Raw genomic sequence first — 16,054 nt, forward strand, 5'->3', positions numbered from 1 at the left:
GCATGCTCGCGCCGTAATACGCCGCCGACGTGCGCGAGGGTATAATCGCTCATAAAATCGCGGCTCACGTAGCGGACGTCGCGTTAGGCAAAGCGGGCGCTATCGAGCGAGATCACGCTATGAGCGACGCGCGCTACGCGTTTGATTGGAATAAGCAGTTCGAACTCGCGCTAGACCCCGAAAAAGCGCGCGAGCTACACGACGAAAGCCTGCCCGAGGAGGCGTTTAAAAAGGCGGAATTTTGCTCGATGTGCGGACCGAAATTTTGCGCGTATAAAATTTCTAAAAATTTAGTAAAAGGAGAAAAATGTTAAGCAAAGAACAAGTTATGGAACGCTTAAAGGGCGTTATTTATCCGGGCTTTGAAAAAAGTATCGTAGATTTCGGTTTCGTAAAGCGCGTCGAAGTCGGCGATCCGCTACAAATAGACGTAGAAATCGTAAGCTCCAATCCTGAAGTGGCGCAGGAGCTAAAAGAGGACATCCAGCGAGTAGTAAAACCGGACGTCGCGATGATTCGTATCATTCAGCCTAAAATGCCCGAAGAAAAATCTAACAGCCAAAGCGGTAAAAATATCGCTCCGCAGATTAAAAATTTCGTAATGGTAAGCTCCGGCAAAGGCGGCGTAGGCAAAAGTACGACTACGCTAAATTTAGCTATTTCGATGGCGAAACTGGGAAAAAAAGTGGGCTTGCTCGATGCCGACATTTACGGGCCCAATATCCCTAGAATGCTCGGAGAAAACGGTACTCAGCCGCAAGTTACGGGTAATAAGCTGCGCCCTATCGTAAGCCACGGCATCGAAATGATGAGTATGGGCGTGCTGATGGAAGAGGGCGCGTCGCTGATTTGGCGGGGATCTATGATAATGAAAGCTATCGAGCAGCTACTAAAAGACGTGCTTTGGAGCGATTTGGACGTGCTATTTTTAGACATGCCTCCCGGAACCGGCGACGCGCAGCTAACTCTGGCTCAAAGCGTGCCCGTAACCGCGGGCGTATGCGTAACGACGCCTCAGGTGGTGGCGCTAGATGATAGCAAACGCGGGCTTGATATGTTTGAAAAGCTGCATATTCCGATCGCGGGCATCGTGGAAAATATGAGCGGATTTATCTGCCCCGATAACGGCAAAGAATACGACATTTTCGGCAAAGGCACGACCGAGGCGCTCGCGAAGGAATATAACACTAAAATTTTAGCCGAAATTCCGATCGAGCCTGCCGTAAGGGTAGGCGGAGACAGCGGTAAGCCGATTAGCTTTTACGAGCCGAACAGTGTAACGGCGAAACGCTACGAAAAAGCCGCCGCCGAGCTTTGGGAAGCGATAGAAAAGATAAATAACGAAGGCGGCGCGGATAACTCGTCTATTCAGCCTGTAATGGACGGCAAGAGCGCTTGCTCGAAGTAAAATTTCAACCTAATTCCCGCTAGATTCGGCGGGAATTTTATCCATTCAAAAATTTTTGCGGGATTTTTTAAAATTTGGTAAGCTTTCCGCCCGAAATTTAGGCGGAAAACGAAAGCTATTTCGAGCAGCAAGAGCCGCAACAATCGGCAGGATCGGGCTCGTGCGTGATCCTGTTTCGCAAATCTCGCCTCATAAGTTCGATAGACCAAAACCATAGCGCGTGTCCGACGAACTCGGAAACGTGCTCGTACCAAGGCAGCGTTAAAAGCGGCGGCGTAAGGCCGAGGATAGGCAAAGTAATCACGTGAACGGCGATATTAACTAAAATACCTACCGCAACGCCTTGCCAAAGCGTGATTTTAGGAAATTTCTCCGCAAGCACGCAGTAGGCCACCGCAAAAACGATCGAAAATAAAATATGCGTAAAATGCACGTAGTTAAACGCATGTCCGGCAAACTCGTAAATCGCGGCATACGGGTCGGTAATACCCAAATAATCGCGTAAAAATACGTACGGCGGGTTTAGAAAATTTCGCGAGCAGTCGATTTGATCCGCCGCTCTAATAAGACTCTCCGGACCGCAAGCGGCGTTAAACATATCGTGCGGACTGCGCGGCGGCAACGGAAATTCCCCGCCCCATTTAACAAAAGCCGACATAATGCCGATAGGAATGCCTAGCAGCGCGGCCAAACCGAAACGTTTAGTAGTTTCATTACTCATAACGACCTCCAAAAATAAAATTTAGAGCGCAATTTTAGCACTTTTAAAATTATGTCGAGATTAATTATCAAAAACCTAGAAATATGTTTTTAAACAAATTTTCGCTAAACTCGGGCGAAAATTTTAGGAGAAAAAATGTCGAAAGTAGAAATTCGCACCGTTGAGGAATTTAAAGAAATTTGCGAGCAGACGCGGTCGCAAAAGGGTTACCGCGATCCGGCGGCATTCGGCGTGGCGCGCGTGGATAGAGGACGGTTAAATCGCGATAAAATTTTACAGGCTACCTATGCGGTAGTTAATTACGACGAGAGTTTTTTAAGCGCGGCGGCGTTTATCTGGGCGCTGCAAAAATCGGGCGCCGAGGTCGATTTTAGCGCTAGCGAAGCGGTGTTTGACTTAACGCCCAAGGTCGCAAAGAAAATTTGGAAGCTTTTTTGCGTCTTTGAAAACGAGCTTGAAAAGCATAAAAACGTAGCCGTTATCGCCGCCGTGCGAGAGGCGATGGAAAGCGGCGAAGAGGACGTATTTAAGATCGCTTTTATGTTCGACGACGCAAAACCTAAAAGCGTCGAGATCGTATATTTAAAGCTTTACCTGCTCTCGCTCGGACGCGCTCCGCTTCGCTCGTTATGCTTAGACGGAGCTTTTAGCGTGCTGCAAAACGTCGCTTGGAGCGTGGACGGCGAGCCTATCGAGCTTGACTGGCTACGCGCGAACGAAATAAAGCTAAAAATGAGCGGATGTTATCCCGCGATTTTAAGCGTGGACAAATTCCCACGCTACCTAAGTCACGTCGTGCCCGCCGATAACGTACGTGTGCTAGATACCGCAAAAGTGCGGATGGGCGCGCATTTAGCCGGCGGTACGACCGTGATGCCTGGCGCCGCGTACGTAAATTTTAACGCGGGCACTACCGGTAGCGTTATGATCGAAGGGCGCGTAAGCAGCTCCGTCGTCGTGGGCGAAGGCAGCGACGTAGGCGGCGGCGCGTCGATACTGGGCGTGCTTAGCGGCACGAACGGTAACGCCGTAAGCATCGGCAAAAACTGCTTGCTGGGCGCGAATTCGGTTACGGGCATACCGCTGGGAGATAAATGTATCGTGGACGCGGGCATCGCGATATTAGAGGGCACGAAGGTCTACGTCGCCGCAGCCGAGCGCGAAAAATTAGCGCAAATTAATCCGAATTTTAGCTTTGCGCGCGAAATTTACAAAGGATTGGAGCTTGCGAATTTAAACGGGCTGCACTTTCGCCAAAACAGCCAAAACGGACAGATTACGGCGTCTGCTAGCAAGAGAGCGATTAAACTAAACGAGGCGCTGCATTAAAATTAACGCTAACGGCGCAAATTTACGCGCGCCGCTAAAAGGAAAAATATGAAAAAAAATACGAGGCGCGACCGTGAAATTTAACTCGGTTGCGGTCTTTATAGACGCGGAAAATTTCCCCCACACGCTAGTAGACGAGGCGATAGAAAAAATCGCGAATTTAGGCGCTATCGGTAAAATTTTTGCTTACGGCGATTTTAGCAATCCTAGCCTGCGAAAATATAAGTTCGCCGTGCAAAAATACAACATCACCGCGGTGCAAATTTTTAGCCGCACCAGCGGTAAAAACTCCGCCGATATCGCGCTTGCCATGGATGCCGTAGAGCTAGCTAACGCTCGCAAGCACGACGCGTTCGCCATAGTTTCGAGCGATAGCGATTTTAACAGATTGGCTCAAAAACTGCGAGACGGCGGCGCGGGCGTCATCGGCGTAGCCAAAGACGACAAAAACGCAGGAGTTTACGATGAGGTAATCGTAGTAAAAAAGGCGGCCCAAGAGAGCGAAGACGTTGTGACTAAAATTTCAAACGAAGAGCGCGCGCAAATTTTAAAAGCGCATGAGGCGGATGAGGGCGAAGGCGGAGGAATTTTAAAGAATTTAATGAGGCTCGTGCGCGGAAAAAGCGCAAAAAAAGAGGCTGTCGGCGAGCAAATTTTAGCTCTGCAAACGCCTACGCCTAGCGCGGATGGAAGCTTAAAACCTAAAAGAGGCGCGAAAAAGGCGAAAATTTTAGAAGTCGCAGCGGACGCGGACCGCTTTAAAACGGAATCGGAAGCTAAAAATTTAGCCGTCGGCGAAGAGCGAAATACTAAAAAACCAGCTAGAAAATCTAGAAAAAAATCGGATGAAAATTTAGCTGAAAATTTAGAAAATTCTAGCGTCATTCAAACTCAAAATTTAGACGAGAAACCGCAGCGAGACGGAGCTAAAAAAACCGCGGGGCGCGCTAAAAACTCGGGTAAAATTCTGCGCGCCGACGCGAATGAAAACGTATCTGAGATTTCTGCCACAAAACCTCTAAAAACATCCGACGTGCACGAAATTTTACGCAATTTTTGGCTGGAAAATCGCCGCGTTTCGCCCGACGGCTTTATTCACTGCTCGCTTTTCGGTAGCGCTTTAAGAAGCGGAGAGATTAAAATCGCGCTAAAAGAGCTTGGATTTTCGCGGTTGGGAAAGCTTTTCGACGCGCTAGAAAAAGAAGGGTTTATAGAACAGATTATGGACGGTAGCGCGCCGAAATTTAGGGTTAAGGAGACGGCGTGAAGGTCTCGATCTTAATGTATGATAAGATGGATTTGTTAAATTTCGCCGAGCTAAACGCGTTTTTTAGGCTATTTAAAAACGCGTCGGTAACGACGTTCGCGCTAAAACCCGAAATCGCCGACGAGTGGGGAATGAAGCTAATCGCGCAGGCATGCGGCGAGAGTCTATACGGCACGGAAATATTAGCGGTGCCTAACGGCGAGGGCGCGGCGTCTTTGCGCTACGACGAGATATTTTTAAGCTGGGTAAAAAGCGGTAGCGCGGCTAAAATTAAGCTAGGATTCGGCGCGGGAGCTTTGGTGCTAGGCGGCGCTGGATTTTTAACGGGCAAAGAAGCTTGCGCAAAGCTTGAGCATGCAAGCGCTTTGGCGGAGTATTGCGCGGTAAAAGACGCAGCGTTTTGCGAGGCGGACAGCGTAATTACCGCAACCGGATGGAACGAGCAGCTAGAAAATAGGCTAGCAGAAATTTTGCGTTAAACGGACGTAAATTTAGCCACGTAAATTTGGAACGCTTCGTGCGAAAATTTTGCGAATAAACAGAGGCGAACTGCGCTCAAAGAAAAGTAAAATTAATAGAATTTATAAAAATAGCTGTTTAATATTTGCGGCAGGCCGTATGCGCCGCTGCCGTCGGGTAGAAATAAGATGAAATTTTAGCCGCCAGGCGGCAGCTAAAATTTAGTATCCTCTGCGGTAGTTGCGTCTATCGTTATCGTATCTGCCGCGCTCGTATCCGTCGTAATAGCCGTTGTTGTAGCTATCTCTACGATCTCTTTCGTACTCGTATTCGCGCCTATCGCGTTCGTATCCGTAGTAGTCGTATCCGCGCCCTAGATCGCACTGCGACCCGTCGAATTCGTCGCCTATACCGAAGCGAAATTTGTAATTATCGATTCGCTTTTGGATGTTATTTAGTTCGCGGTATTGCCCGTAAAATTTAGCTAAATCTTGATCGCGGTAAAGCTCGCAAAGGCGGTCTTTCGCCTTTGCGTCAAAATCCGTATATCCGAAAGCAAATGCCGCAAACAGGCAAAGTAATAACGCCGTTTTTTTCATTATTCACCGACTTTGAGCTGTCCGCCCTTGCCTAGACCGCCTCTTACGTTTTGCGTTTTATAATCTTTTAACGCGATTACGAGCTGGTTCATAGAATCAAGGAACGCGTTTACTAGAGTCTTGCCCTCCGGAGTCCTGCTATATGCGCCAAGACCCGCTCCAAGTTTAGCTCCCGCGCCACCGCCCATTCCGAAGAAGTCGGTGCTTTGAGCCGTTCCGATAGCCGCAGCGATCTGTACGCCGGATCGGTTCTCGATTAATACTAGCGTAGTTTGCGTTTCTTTCGTAGAAAATCCGCCCGCGATAGCGCCCGCTACGGGTCCTAAGAGAGCGCCTACTAGCCCGCCGGCGCCGCCCGTATCTTCGTTGCTAAAAAATATTTCCGGACGAATGGTGTAGTCGGCCGCAACCATTTTACCTTTGCCAAATCCTGAACCGCCGCGAAGCTCGCCCGATCTTTCAAGCGCTCGCTCTTGCATCATATTATCCATCATCGCTCCGCGTTCGACGATGACGAAGCAGCCCGTCTGTTGCGCTAATAAGCGAAGTACCGGTATAGTAGAAGTTAGTTTATAGTTGCGCGTTAGATATGCGTACCAGTCACTGTTTTGGTCTTCGTAAAACGCCATCGTACCGAGCGTTTGGCTACATTTTTCTACCTTCGTAGCGTTTACTGCGTTACCGCCGGCTGCACTTCCGGTTACGCCGCCGCTCCCAGTGGCGCAGCCTGCTAGTAGGCCAACCGCTAGAGCCGCGCTAGCAAGAGATTTAAAAGTCGATCTCGGTTTAAACATGAAAATCCTTATTTAAAAAATGTAAATACGCATTTTATTCGTTTTTTAATTAAATTTTGTTTAACGAGATTGAGCAAGATGCTTGAAATCTTAGAGAATTTCGGTTTTATAGCGAATTGGCACGCTATTATTTAATCGCAAAAAACAACGATGTAGTATACCTGCGTGGATAACTCGTTAAAATTCTCGTCTAGCTTCATACGAATTTCCGTATAAATATCTTCGAGGTAGACAAATTTGCGAGTTTAGAAGCGAAACTTAGCGGCAAAGCCGTTAAATTTCGCTAGCCATTTTCACTCCACGGTTACGCTTTTAGCGAGATTCCTCGGCATATCTACGTTATTGCCAAGCCGTACCGAAATTTCAAGCGCTAAAATTTGCAGTATTATCATCATCTCAAAAAATTCGCTCATCGGATGTTCGTGCGAGCCGGTGCGGATAAAATCGTCGCTAAGCTCGAACTCTTCGGGGCTAATCGCGAGTATATACGCATCGCGCGCGGCAAGTTCCTCGACGTTTGACTTAGTTTTTTCGTATAGAAGCGTGCGCGGCATAAGCGCTACGGTAAAGAGCTTCTCGTCCGCTAATGCGATCGGACCGTGCTTCATTTCGCCGCTAGGGTAGCCCTCGGCATGCAGATACGAGATTTCTTTTAGTTTTAACGCGCCCTCTAATGCCAGTGGATAGAAGATATCGCGCCCGATGAAGAAAAATCCGTGTCCGTGCATATAGTGTTTACTTAGGCGGCGAATTTTCTCTTGTAAACCGCTATCTATGTTTAAAATTTGAGGAATATGCAAAAGCGCCGAAATTTCGCGCTCTAATTCGTCCGTGCCTAGCGTGCCCTTTGCCTGCGCGATTTGAAGCGTTAACATCCATAACGTGACGATTTGCGTGGCAAACGCTTTAGTGCTGGCTACGCCCTTTTCGATGCCCGCGCGAGTTAGCAGCGTGTTATCGGCTAGGCGTACGATCGAGGAGTTGTCGACGTTACAGATAGCCAGCGTTTTTAGCCCCGCTTGCTTTGCGATTTTTAGCGCTTCTAGCGTATCTGCGGTTTCGCCGCTTTGTGAGATGACGATAAATAGGGCGTCTTTATTAAGTTTTGGCTTTCGGTAGCGAAATTCGCTCGCGATCTCGACCTTCGTTCTAGTGCCCGCCAGACGCTCTAAAAGATAACTAGCCGTAAGGGCCGCGTGATAACTCGTACCGCAAGCGCAAATTACGATATCGTCGATATTTTGCAGATATTCGTCCGTTAAATTTTCAAGCCTAACCGCCCCGCCTTTTACGCGCCCCATTAGCGTTTCGCTTACGACCGCGCCTTGTTCGTAAATTTCTTTTTCCATGAAAAAGCGGTAGCCTTCTTTTTGCGCATAGCTTTTGTCCTTTGGAAGAGCGGCGAAATTTACGGATTGTTTTTGCGCGTCTTTGTAAACGGCTATTTCGTCAAGACTAACGAATCCGTAGGTCTTATCGTCCAGGTAGCACACCTCTTTGGCTAGGCCGATCAGCGGGGCGTCCGAGGAGGCGAAAAATACCTCTTTTTCCTCGCTTTTGCCGATAGCTAGCGGAGCGGCGTCCTTGGCGAAGAAAATTTTGCCCGGAGCCGTTTTGGTGATAAGCAGCGTCGCGTATGCGCCGTGTAGGCGCGCGACCGTGACTTCGTACGCCTTAAAGGGCTCGCCGATGGTTTTTAAATTTTCCTCAAAAAGATGCACGATAACCTCGGTATCGGTTTGGCTTAGAAATTTCACGCCCTTTGCCTCAAGCTCCTCTTTTAGCTCTTTGTAGTTTTCGATGATGCCGTTATGAACGACGAAAGAGTGCTCACCAAGGTGCGGGTGAGCGTTGATCTCGGTAGGCTTTCCGTGTGTAGCCCAGCGCGTGTGTCCGATCGCGACGCCAAAACCGTTTGAGGTAAATTCGCGCGTTTTTTCCGCTAAATTTTCTAGTTTGCCGACGGCTTTGAAATAATTTATCTCTTCTCCCGCCATCACCGCCATTCCGGCACTATCGTAGCCGCGATATTCCAGCTCTTTTAGCCCGTTTAAAATTATCTCTTTTTTCTCTTTGCTACCGACGTAGCCTACGATTCCGCACATTTTTACTCGCTTATTAATAAATTTAAAATCTTCTCGCCGTTACGGCACAGTCGCTCGTTTTTCTCGATCAAAAACAGGTTTCGTGTGCGATTTTTAATCGTCTGAATTCTCGCGCTCGCCACCTTAAAATCCATCTCGTCTAAAACGCCCATCACGTAAGCCATCAGTCCGCGCTGATCGCGCGCGTTTATTGTGAGCTTAGCGTAGTCGTTGGAGTGACTAGGATCGAAATTTATCTCATCTTTGTTAATATTTGGTTTCGCCGCGCTCGCTTTTTCGTCGCTTCTTAGCGCTGCCGCCGCCGTTTGCTCTAAAATTTTAAGTTCGGAGGTTTTTACGTTTTTGTTAAAATCCAGTCGCGCGAAAATTTTTTGATCGAATAGCTCGAAAATTTCCATGTACGCGAGATCGAAATTTGCGAATTTTACGAGTAGGGCGGCTAAATTTAGCCGCTCGTCGCTAATAATTCGCAAGGATAAATTTTGCTGGTTTTGAGCCGATAGCTTTATGCCGCTCGCCTCGTCCGCAAGACGGGCTAGCGCGATGATTTGGGCGGCGCTATATTTTGCAAAGAGCAAATTCGATACGATCTTAAAAATTTTGTCTTGAAGCGGCGGAGATAGGCGGTTAAATTCGGCGTTTTTGCGCACCGATCGCTCCTTTTGAACTCTGCGCGTCGCCTCGTCTAGCAAATTTTCGTCGTCGAAGCTTTTTAGAGAAATTTCGTATAATTCGCGCAAAAGCTTTGCGGTGTAGGCGTTGTAAAGCTTCTCGCTAGTGGCGTTCACGACGCAATAAGTAAGGACGTAAAGCATGTTTAAAACGCACTTTTCGCCGAGCTTTGAGATGAAGCTAAAAATGGCGCGCTGCGAGTAGATGTCTTCGCGGTTTGCTACGTTGCTCATAAGCGTGTGATAGCGCACTAAAAGCACGCCTATGCCGATAAATTTCGCTTCAAACCCGAGCTTTGCCGCGTAAGCGCGAAACATATTTGCCCCCACTACGCTATGATCGCCCGCTAGCCCCTTGCCTACGTCGTGCATCAAAGCCGCGGCTTTTAGCGTCGCTTTGCCCTCGGGGCATAGGTTAAGATATAAATTTTTAATAAATTTATCCTTGATATTTTCAAGATATTTAACGCTTAAAACGCTGTGCTCGTCGACCGTAAAGTCGTGATAACCGTCGTATTGGGCGAGCTGGCTTACGTGCTCTAAGGGTTTTATGAAAACCGCGATCATCTGCGCGTCTAGCAGCGCTTTTAATATCGGATAAGCATGCCTACGTAAAAATAAATTTTTAAATTTTAGCGTCGCTCGCTCCAACGCGTCTTTGTCGGTCACGGCGCGTTTGACGTAAAAAACAGCGCTTATATCGAATTTTAAATCCGCGTCTTTAACGCTTAAAAGCTCGTCCGTTAAAACGTCTATGGCTACGGGCTTTTTGTGCGCGGGCGAGTAGATTACGCCGTCTATTTCGTAAAATCCGTTTTTCATCCTAGCCGCGCGGCGCTGCGCGAAGGTAAGATTTGCGCTAAATATCCCCCGAGTAAGGCTCGCGCACAAAAAACGCGCGTAAATGGCGATATTATTCATGCCGCTTAGCATTTTTTGGCTGATTACTTCGTCGCTGCCTTGCGTTTTTTTGGATTTGGTCTGCATAAGCGCGGTTACGGCGTCTACGCTAGAAGCGCTAAATTTAGAGGAATTTTGCGTTAAATTAAGCGCGGATTTTAGGCTCGTTAAAAAATCGACGTTTAAATTAAAAACGCCGATTTCCTTTTCGTCCATAAATTTTAAAGCGTGCGCGCGAACCGAAATCTCGGGATTTACGGAATTTATGACGCAGTTTAGATGCCAAATTTCGTCGCAACCGCCGAACCCCGTTTCAAGATCGGGCTCTTGCTTTAAAAATTTTATATCGTCAAAGGGCGCCAACGCCTTTAAGTGAAAACGTAAAAATTCATTTTTCTCATGCTCTTTTAGCCTTAAAATTTCGCCCTTTGCCAGGCGGTAAAGGCTCTTTGAGCCGCAGATATAGCGCACCTGCGAAACTTCGCTTTTTGCTTTTACGTCGTTTTTGTAATGCTCGTAAAATTCGCTTATTTCTACGGTTTTAACGGCTACATTTAGTCTGCTAGAAGCTAAAATTTCGGCGTAGGATTTGACGAAATTTTTAACCGCGTAGCCTTTTAAATTTTTATAAACGATTAAAATTTCAAGCGCGGAATTAACCGAGATTAGCCCCTGCGCGTATTTGCCGACGGCTAGTACGCTCACACTAAACGCGTCGGAAGGCGGGGCGAAATTTTCAAAAAATTCCGCCGTTAGCGCGTTAAAATAATCGTAGATAAAATCGTCGTTTCGTTTTATTAGAAAATTCGCGAAATTTCTGCCTTGGTTTTTTTGGAAAAATTTGGGTAATTTTTGAAGATAATCTTTGTAATTTTCGTCTATTTTAGAGAAATTTTCGCTTTGCATTTAAAGATCCGCTTAAAAATTTTATAAGCGGCGATGATACTAAATTTTTGCTAAATTTAAAGCTTTGTTTAATATAATCTCGCCATTAGTTTTTAAGGAAACAAGGTTGAATTTATTAAAAAAACTACAAAGCGGCGAACGCCTAAGCGAGGACGAAGCGAACGGGCTTTACGAGCTAGATCTATTCGAGCTGGCGAAATTCGCCGACGAAAAAAGACGAAAACTCTACGGTAAAAAGGTATTTTTTAACTCCAATCGCCATATAAATCCTACCAATATTTGCGCGGACGTCTGTAAATTTTGCGCGTTTTCGGCGCATAGAAAAAATCCGAATCCCTATCTAATGAGCCACGAAGAAATTTTAAAAATCGTAGAAGACGCCGTGGATAAGGGTGCGCGCGAAATTCATATCGTCTCGGCGCATAATGCCACTAGCGGCTGGCGGTGGTATCTGGAAATTTTTAAAAAGATTAAAGAGGCGTATCCAAAGCTGCACGTAAAGGCAATGACGGCGGCGGAGGTCGATTTTTTATCGCGAAGCTACGGACTTAGCTACGACGAGGTCTTGGATAAGATGATGGAATACGGCGTGGACTCTATGCCGGGAGGCGGCGCGGAAATTTTCGACGAGGCCGTGCGGGCTAAAATTTGCAAGGGCAAGGTAAGCTCTAAAAACTGGCTAAAAATCCACGAAATGTGGCACGAGCGCGGCAGGCAAAGCAACGCGACGATGCTTTTCGGACACGTAGAAAGCAGGCAAAACCGTATCGATCATATGCTTAGAATTCGCGCGCTGCAAGATAAGACGGGCGGTTTTAACGCGTTCATTCCGCTAGTGTATCAGCGCGAAAACAATTATCTAAAAGGGGTAAAATTTTTAGGTTCGGTCGAAATTTTAAAGACGATCGCGGTCGCGCGTTTGGTGCTGGATAACGTTGCGCATATCAAGGCGTATTGGGCGACTTCGACTTTAAATTTAGCCATGATCGCGCAGGAATTCGGCGCGGACGACCTTGACGGCACGATTCAAAAAGAGAGCATCCAAAGCGCGGCGGGGGCGGCTAGCGCAAACGGCGTAACGCTAAAAACGTTTTGCGATTTGATTAAAAGCTCGGGTTTTACGCCCGTAGAGCGTGACAGCTTGTATAATGAAATTAAAATTTACTAAGGAGGGCTAGCTAAATGGATCTTTTTAGGCTTGCGGAAAATAAAACGAGCGTAAAACAAGAATTTAGCGCGGGTTTAACTACGTTTTTGGCGATGATTTATATCGTGCCCGTAAACGCGAGCATTATGAGCAACGCCGGTATGCCTTTTGAGGCGCTAATTACAGCAACCGCGATAATCACGATACTTTCGACCGTTTTAAACGGACTTTGGGCGAATACGCCCGTGGCTATGAGCGTAGGGATGGGATTAAACGCGTATTTTACCTTCGGGTTGGTTTTAGGCATGAAGGTGCCTTGGCAGACCGCGCTCGGAGTGGTTTTTTTATCGGGCGTTATTTTCGTCGCGCTGTCTTTTACGAATTTTAGAATTTGGGTGATTAAATCCATTCCGCTCGATTTGCGCCGCGCTATAAGCGCCGGTATCGGGACGTTTATTAGCTTCGTGGGATTAAAACAGATAGGCCTTATCGCCGATAACGAAGCAACGCTGGTATCTCTTGGAAATTTACACGACAAAAACGTGATTTTGGGGATTTTAGGCATCGTTTTAGTCATCGCGTTTTGGGCGTGGAGGCTAAAAGGCGCGTTTATTTTAGCCGTACTCGCGACCTCTTTAATCGCATGGATATGCGGCGTCTCGCCTTACCCGACCGAGGTTTTTTCGCTCCCGGCTAGCATTTCGCCGATATTTTTACAGCTTGACGTTAGCGGCGTGCTTTTTGATACCGCTAAAAATTTTAGCCTAGCGCTGCTACCCGTCGTGGTCGTATTTTTCGTAACCGATCTATTCGATAGCGTCGGTACGCTTGCCGGCGTGGGTACGAGAGCGGGGATATTCGACGAGGGGAAAAAACAGGGCGTGGAGAAGCTAGAAAAAACGCTTGAAGCCGATGCGATCGCTACCGTAGCGGGCTCGCTCATAGGCGTCAGTACGACTACTTCTTTCGTAGAAAGCGCTAGCGGAGTGGAGGAGGGCGGCAGGACGGGGCTTACTGCGGTATTTTGCGGGTTGCTTTTTACGCTTACGCTATTTATGCTGCCGCTTTTTAAAGCGATCCCGTCAAACGCGATCTATCCCGTGCTGGTAATGGTCGGCGTGCTTATGTTTACCGAAGTTTCGCAGATAAATTTTAAAGATCCGGCAGTCGCCGTCGCTACGTTTTTTATAGTGGTGCTGATACCGCTAACGTATTCGATAACCAACGGGCTGGCGTTTGGATTCATGGGCTATATAATCGTGAAAATTTTGCGCCGCGAATGGAGTTCGCTAAACGCGGGCGTCGTCGTACTTTCGCTTATTAGCTTAATCGTATTTTTAGCACAAGGAAGCAAATGATATTTTATTCTTACGACGAATTCGCGCGCGACGTTAAAGATATGGCCCGCAAGGTTAGAGACGAGTTTAATCCCGAGGCGATTTTAGCCGTGGCGCGCGGCGGGCTTACGCTAGGGCACTCGCTCGCTACTGCGCTTGAAAACCGCAACCTTTTTACGTTAAATTCTATCCATTACGAAGAGAGCAAAAAGCTCGATACGATAGAAATTTTCAATATCCCCGATATGACGAAATTTAGTAAAATTTTGCTGGTGGACGACATAATCGACAGCGGCGAAAGCATGGTCGAAATCAAGCGCGCGCTGTTTAAAATTTATCCGAGGTTAGACGTAAAAATCGCGACGATTTTTTATAAACCCAAAGCATTGCTGTTGCCTGAATTTAAGGTAAAAGAGGCGGACGATTGGGTTGAGTTTTTCTGGGATATTCGTATCTAAATTCCGGCGGATGCGGTGAAAGAGCTAATTTGTAGGCATAAAACTATCGCGCTAACGGCGATTTGCGCGCTTGACTTATTATTGCTGTTATATTGCGCGAGTACGCTTAGTATAAGCTATCAAGAGGCGCGGATATTTTTCGGCGACGGTAGCGTTATCGGATACGTCGCGAGGGCGAGCTGCGCGCTCTTTGGACAAAACGACTTCTCCCTGCGCGCTCCCGCGATGCTTTTTCATTTAATAAGCGTGATTTTGCTTTATAAGATCAGTAAATTTTACCTGAAATTCGAGTTTGATAGACTACTTTGCGTATTACTTTTTATCGTGCTTCCGGGTACTTTGGCTAGCGCGATTACCGTAAATAATGCCGGTCTTTGCGTAATGCTAGCGCTGCTTTCGATATATTTTTTTCACGAGCGAAGCAAACTGTTTTATCCGCTCTTTGTTTTGCTTTTTTTCGTAAACGGCGATTTTTTGATATTTTACGCCGCCTTTTTTATATACGCGATATATCGTAAAAATGCGCCTTTGGCTTGGATTAGCGCGCTTTTGCTGACGGCTACTTTCGGGGTATTCGGTTTTGATACTAAAGGGCGACCTAGCGGGCATTTTATCGATACCTTCGGTATTTTTGCGGCGGTATTTTCTCCGTTTGTTTTTATATTTTTCGTATATACGATTTATAGAATTTGGATAAAAGAGCAAAAAGAGCTTTTATGGTTCGTTTGCGTTAGTTCGTTTTGTTTTTGTATGCTAGTTTCCGTACGCCAGCGCTTGGAGCTCGAAGTTTTTTTGCCGTTTTGCATCATTGCTACGCCTTTGATGGTTAGGACGTTTTTTGGCTCTTACCGCGTGCGTTTGCCGAAATTTAGGCGCGCACATAAAGCTATAAGCGCGGCGATACTAGTATTTTTGTGCTTAAACTGGCTATTTTTGGCATTTAATCAAATTTTGTATCCGTTTTTAAACGAGCCGCAAAAACATTTCGCCTACAAATTTCACGTCGCAAAGGAGCTAGCAAGCGAGCTAAAAAGGCTCGGCGAGGATAAGATTTACGTGGGTAACGAGAAGCTAGCACTAAGACTAAAATTCTACAATATTGACATCGGTAAAAATTTTGATACAATTCTAATCGAAAAAAATTTGCGAGACGACGCACAAATAAAGATTAAAATTTTCGGTGCGGTCGTCGCCATATTTGATTTAAGGAAAAAGGAAATTTATGAATAAAAAGGCTTTTACTTTAATAGAGCTCGTTTTCGTCATAGTGATAGCGGGAATTTTAATGACGATAGCCGTACCTAGGTTTAAGAAAAACGATTTAGACAAAGCGGCGGAACAAATCGCTTCACATATTAGATATACGCAGCATTTAGCGATGCAAGACGATAAATTTGATCCGAATGACAATTTTTGGTTTAAAAAAAGGTGGAGTATAACATTTAACGATACGCTTATTCCCGATTGCGGTATAGATACCGGCTCAACCGGAACATGGAAATATAGCGTATATTCAGATACGTCGCTATCTGGACATTTAAATTCTCCTAGCGAACCGGCTTCTAATCCAAATAAAAACGGATATTATTTAAGCGCTGGTTGGAGCGGCATATCCGGTTCTGATTGTAAAAAAATTGACGAGGATTTAAATTTGGGCAAAAAATACAATATATCGCGGATATGGCTTAATAATTGCGGAGCATCTAATGCGAGAACTATCAGCTTTGACGAATTGGGTCGCCCAATGGCAAGCGTAAGCACTACCGGCGGCGGAGGTTCTACTCGTCCGTATGATAGGCTTTTAAAGCAAGATTGTAAAATTACCATACAACAGACAGGTTGGCAGTATAGAAAAACAATAACAATAGCGAAAGAAACCGGTTACGTAAGTATCATGTAAAAATTTTAATGAATTTATTTTTTTTTAAGCCTTTTTCTATATAATTCCACTTC

General features: G+C 46.4%; 14 protein-coding genes and 1 pseudogene. 10 read left to right on the plus strand and 5 right to left on the minus strand.

Annotated features, from left to right (window positions below):
* Positions 1 to 26 precede the first annotated feature (26 nt).
* Together QZ147_RS04450 and QZ147_RS04455 are read left to right on the plus strand one after the other, a co-directional pair.
* Positions 27 to 314, plus strand: a pseudogene (locus QZ147_RS04450) (phosphomethylpyrimidine synthase ThiC); the annotation flags it as partial.
* Complete coding sequence (locus QZ147_RS04455) at positions 308 to 1,408, plus strand: Mrp/NBP35 family ATP-binding protein (RefSeq protein WP_295147464.1); 1,101 nt, start codon at positions 308 to 310, stop codon at positions 1,406 to 1,408. The pseudogene QZ147_RS04450 and the gene QZ147_RS04455, both read left to right, overlap by 7 nt.
* Positions 1,409 to 1,523: 115 nt before the next feature.
* On the opposite strand, the gene QZ147_RS04460 is transcribed toward QZ147_RS04455, so the two are convergent.
* A complete protein-coding gene (locus QZ147_RS04460; protein WP_295147467.1) occupies positions 1,524 to 2,129 on the minus strand; it encodes a DUF1440 domain-containing protein in 606 nt (201 codons plus the stop codon).
* A 135-nt stretch (positions 2,130 to 2,264) separates the two neighbouring features.
* Here QZ147_RS04460 and QZ147_RS04465 point away from each other — a divergent pair, with 135 nt between their 5' ends.
* The 3 genes from QZ147_RS04465 to QZ147_RS04475 all read left to right on the plus strand — a co-directional run bounded on the left by QZ147_RS04465 (position 2,265) and on the right by QZ147_RS04475 (position 5,204).
* Positions 2,265 to 3,458, plus strand: coding sequence for a tetrahydrodipicolinate N-succinyltransferase N-terminal domain-containing protein (locus QZ147_RS04465; RefSeq protein WP_295147469.1), 1,194 nt, complete (start codon positions 2,265 to 2,267; stop codon positions 3,456 to 3,458).
* A 73-nt stretch (positions 3,459 to 3,531) separates the two neighbouring features.
* The gene (locus QZ147_RS04470) at positions 3,532 to 4,725 is read left to right on the plus strand and encodes an NYN domain-containing protein (RefSeq protein WP_295147472.1); all 1,194 of its coding nucleotides are present in this window, start codon (positions 3,532 to 3,534) and stop codon (positions 4,723 to 4,725) included.
* Complete coding sequence (locus QZ147_RS04475) at positions 4,722 to 5,204, plus strand: hypothetical protein (protein WP_295147473.1); 483 nt, start codon at positions 4,722 to 4,724, stop codon at positions 5,202 to 5,204. Before QZ147_RS04470 ends, QZ147_RS04475 begins: the two co-directional genes overlap by 4 nt.
* A gap of 201 nt (positions 5,205 to 5,405) precedes the next feature.
* Here QZ147_RS04475 and QZ147_RS04480 read toward each other — a convergent pair whose 3' ends face one another.
* From QZ147_RS04480 to QZ147_RS04495, 4 genes are all read right to left on the minus strand, one after another.
* Positions 5,406 to 5,783, minus strand: coding sequence for a gamma-glutamyl phosphate reductase (locus QZ147_RS04480; RefSeq protein ID WP_295147474.1), 378 nt, complete (start codon positions 5,781 to 5,783; stop codon positions 5,406 to 5,408).
* A complete protein-coding gene (locus QZ147_RS04485; protein WP_295147477.1) occupies positions 5,783 to 6,577 on the minus strand; it encodes a peptidoglycan-binding protein in 795 nt (264 codons plus the stop codon). Before QZ147_RS04485 ends, QZ147_RS04480 begins: the two co-directional genes overlap by 1 nt.
* A gap of 293 nt (positions 6,578 to 6,870) precedes the next feature.
* A complete protein-coding gene (glmS, locus tag QZ147_RS04490; protein WP_295147479.1) occupies positions 6,871 to 8,682 on the minus strand; it encodes a glutamine--fructose-6-phosphate transaminase (isomerizing) in 1,812 nt (603 codons plus the stop codon).
* Positions 8,683 to 8,684: 2 nt separating this feature from the next.
* Complete coding sequence (locus tag QZ147_RS04495; protein ID WP_295147481.1) at positions 8,685 to 11,159, minus strand: HD domain-containing protein; 2,475 nt, start codon at positions 11,157 to 11,159, stop codon at positions 8,685 to 8,687.
* 106 nt (positions 11,160 to 11,265) lie between these two features.
* On the opposite strand from QZ147_RS04495, the gene mqnE reads away from it, so the two are divergent.
* Genes mqnE through QZ147_RS04520 form a run of 5 tightly spaced genes read left to right on the plus strand, consistent with a single transcriptional unit; the run spans position 11,266 to position 16,001 of the window.
* Complete coding sequence (gene mqnE, locus QZ147_RS04500) at positions 11,266 to 12,327, plus strand: aminofutalosine synthase MqnE (RefSeq protein WP_295147484.1); 1,062 nt, start codon at positions 11,266 to 11,268, stop codon at positions 12,325 to 12,327.
* Positions 12,328 to 12,341: 14 nt separating this feature from the next.
* Positions 12,342 to 13,664, plus strand: coding sequence for an NCS2 family permease (locus QZ147_RS04505; protein ID WP_295147486.1), 1,323 nt, complete (start codon positions 12,342 to 12,344; stop codon positions 13,662 to 13,664).
* Complete coding sequence (locus QZ147_RS04510; protein WP_295147488.1) at positions 13,661 to 14,101, plus strand: phosphoribosyltransferase family protein; 441 nt, start codon at positions 13,661 to 13,663, stop codon at positions 14,099 to 14,101. The genes QZ147_RS04505 and QZ147_RS04510 overlap by 4 nt, the downstream gene beginning before the upstream one ends.
* A 15-nt stretch (positions 14,102 to 14,116) precedes the next feature.
* Positions 14,117 to 15,331, plus strand: a complete 1,215-nt coding sequence (locus QZ147_RS04515; RefSeq protein WP_295147491.1) for a glycosyltransferase family 39 protein — start codon at positions 14,117 to 14,119, stop codon at positions 15,329 to 15,331.
* The gene (locus QZ147_RS04520; protein WP_295147495.1) at positions 15,324 to 16,001 is read left to right on the plus strand and encodes a type II secretion system protein; all 678 of its coding nucleotides are present in this window, start codon (positions 15,324 to 15,326) and stop codon (positions 15,999 to 16,001) included. The genes QZ147_RS04515 and QZ147_RS04520 overlap by 8 nt, the downstream gene beginning before the upstream one ends.
* Positions 16,002 to 16,054 lie beyond the last annotated feature (53 nt).

The sequence above is a fragment of the uncultured Campylobacter sp. genome (genome assembly GCF_905371695.1).
Taxonomy (GTDB): Bacteria; Campylobacterota; Campylobacteria; order Campylobacterales; family Campylobacteraceae; genus Campylobacter_A.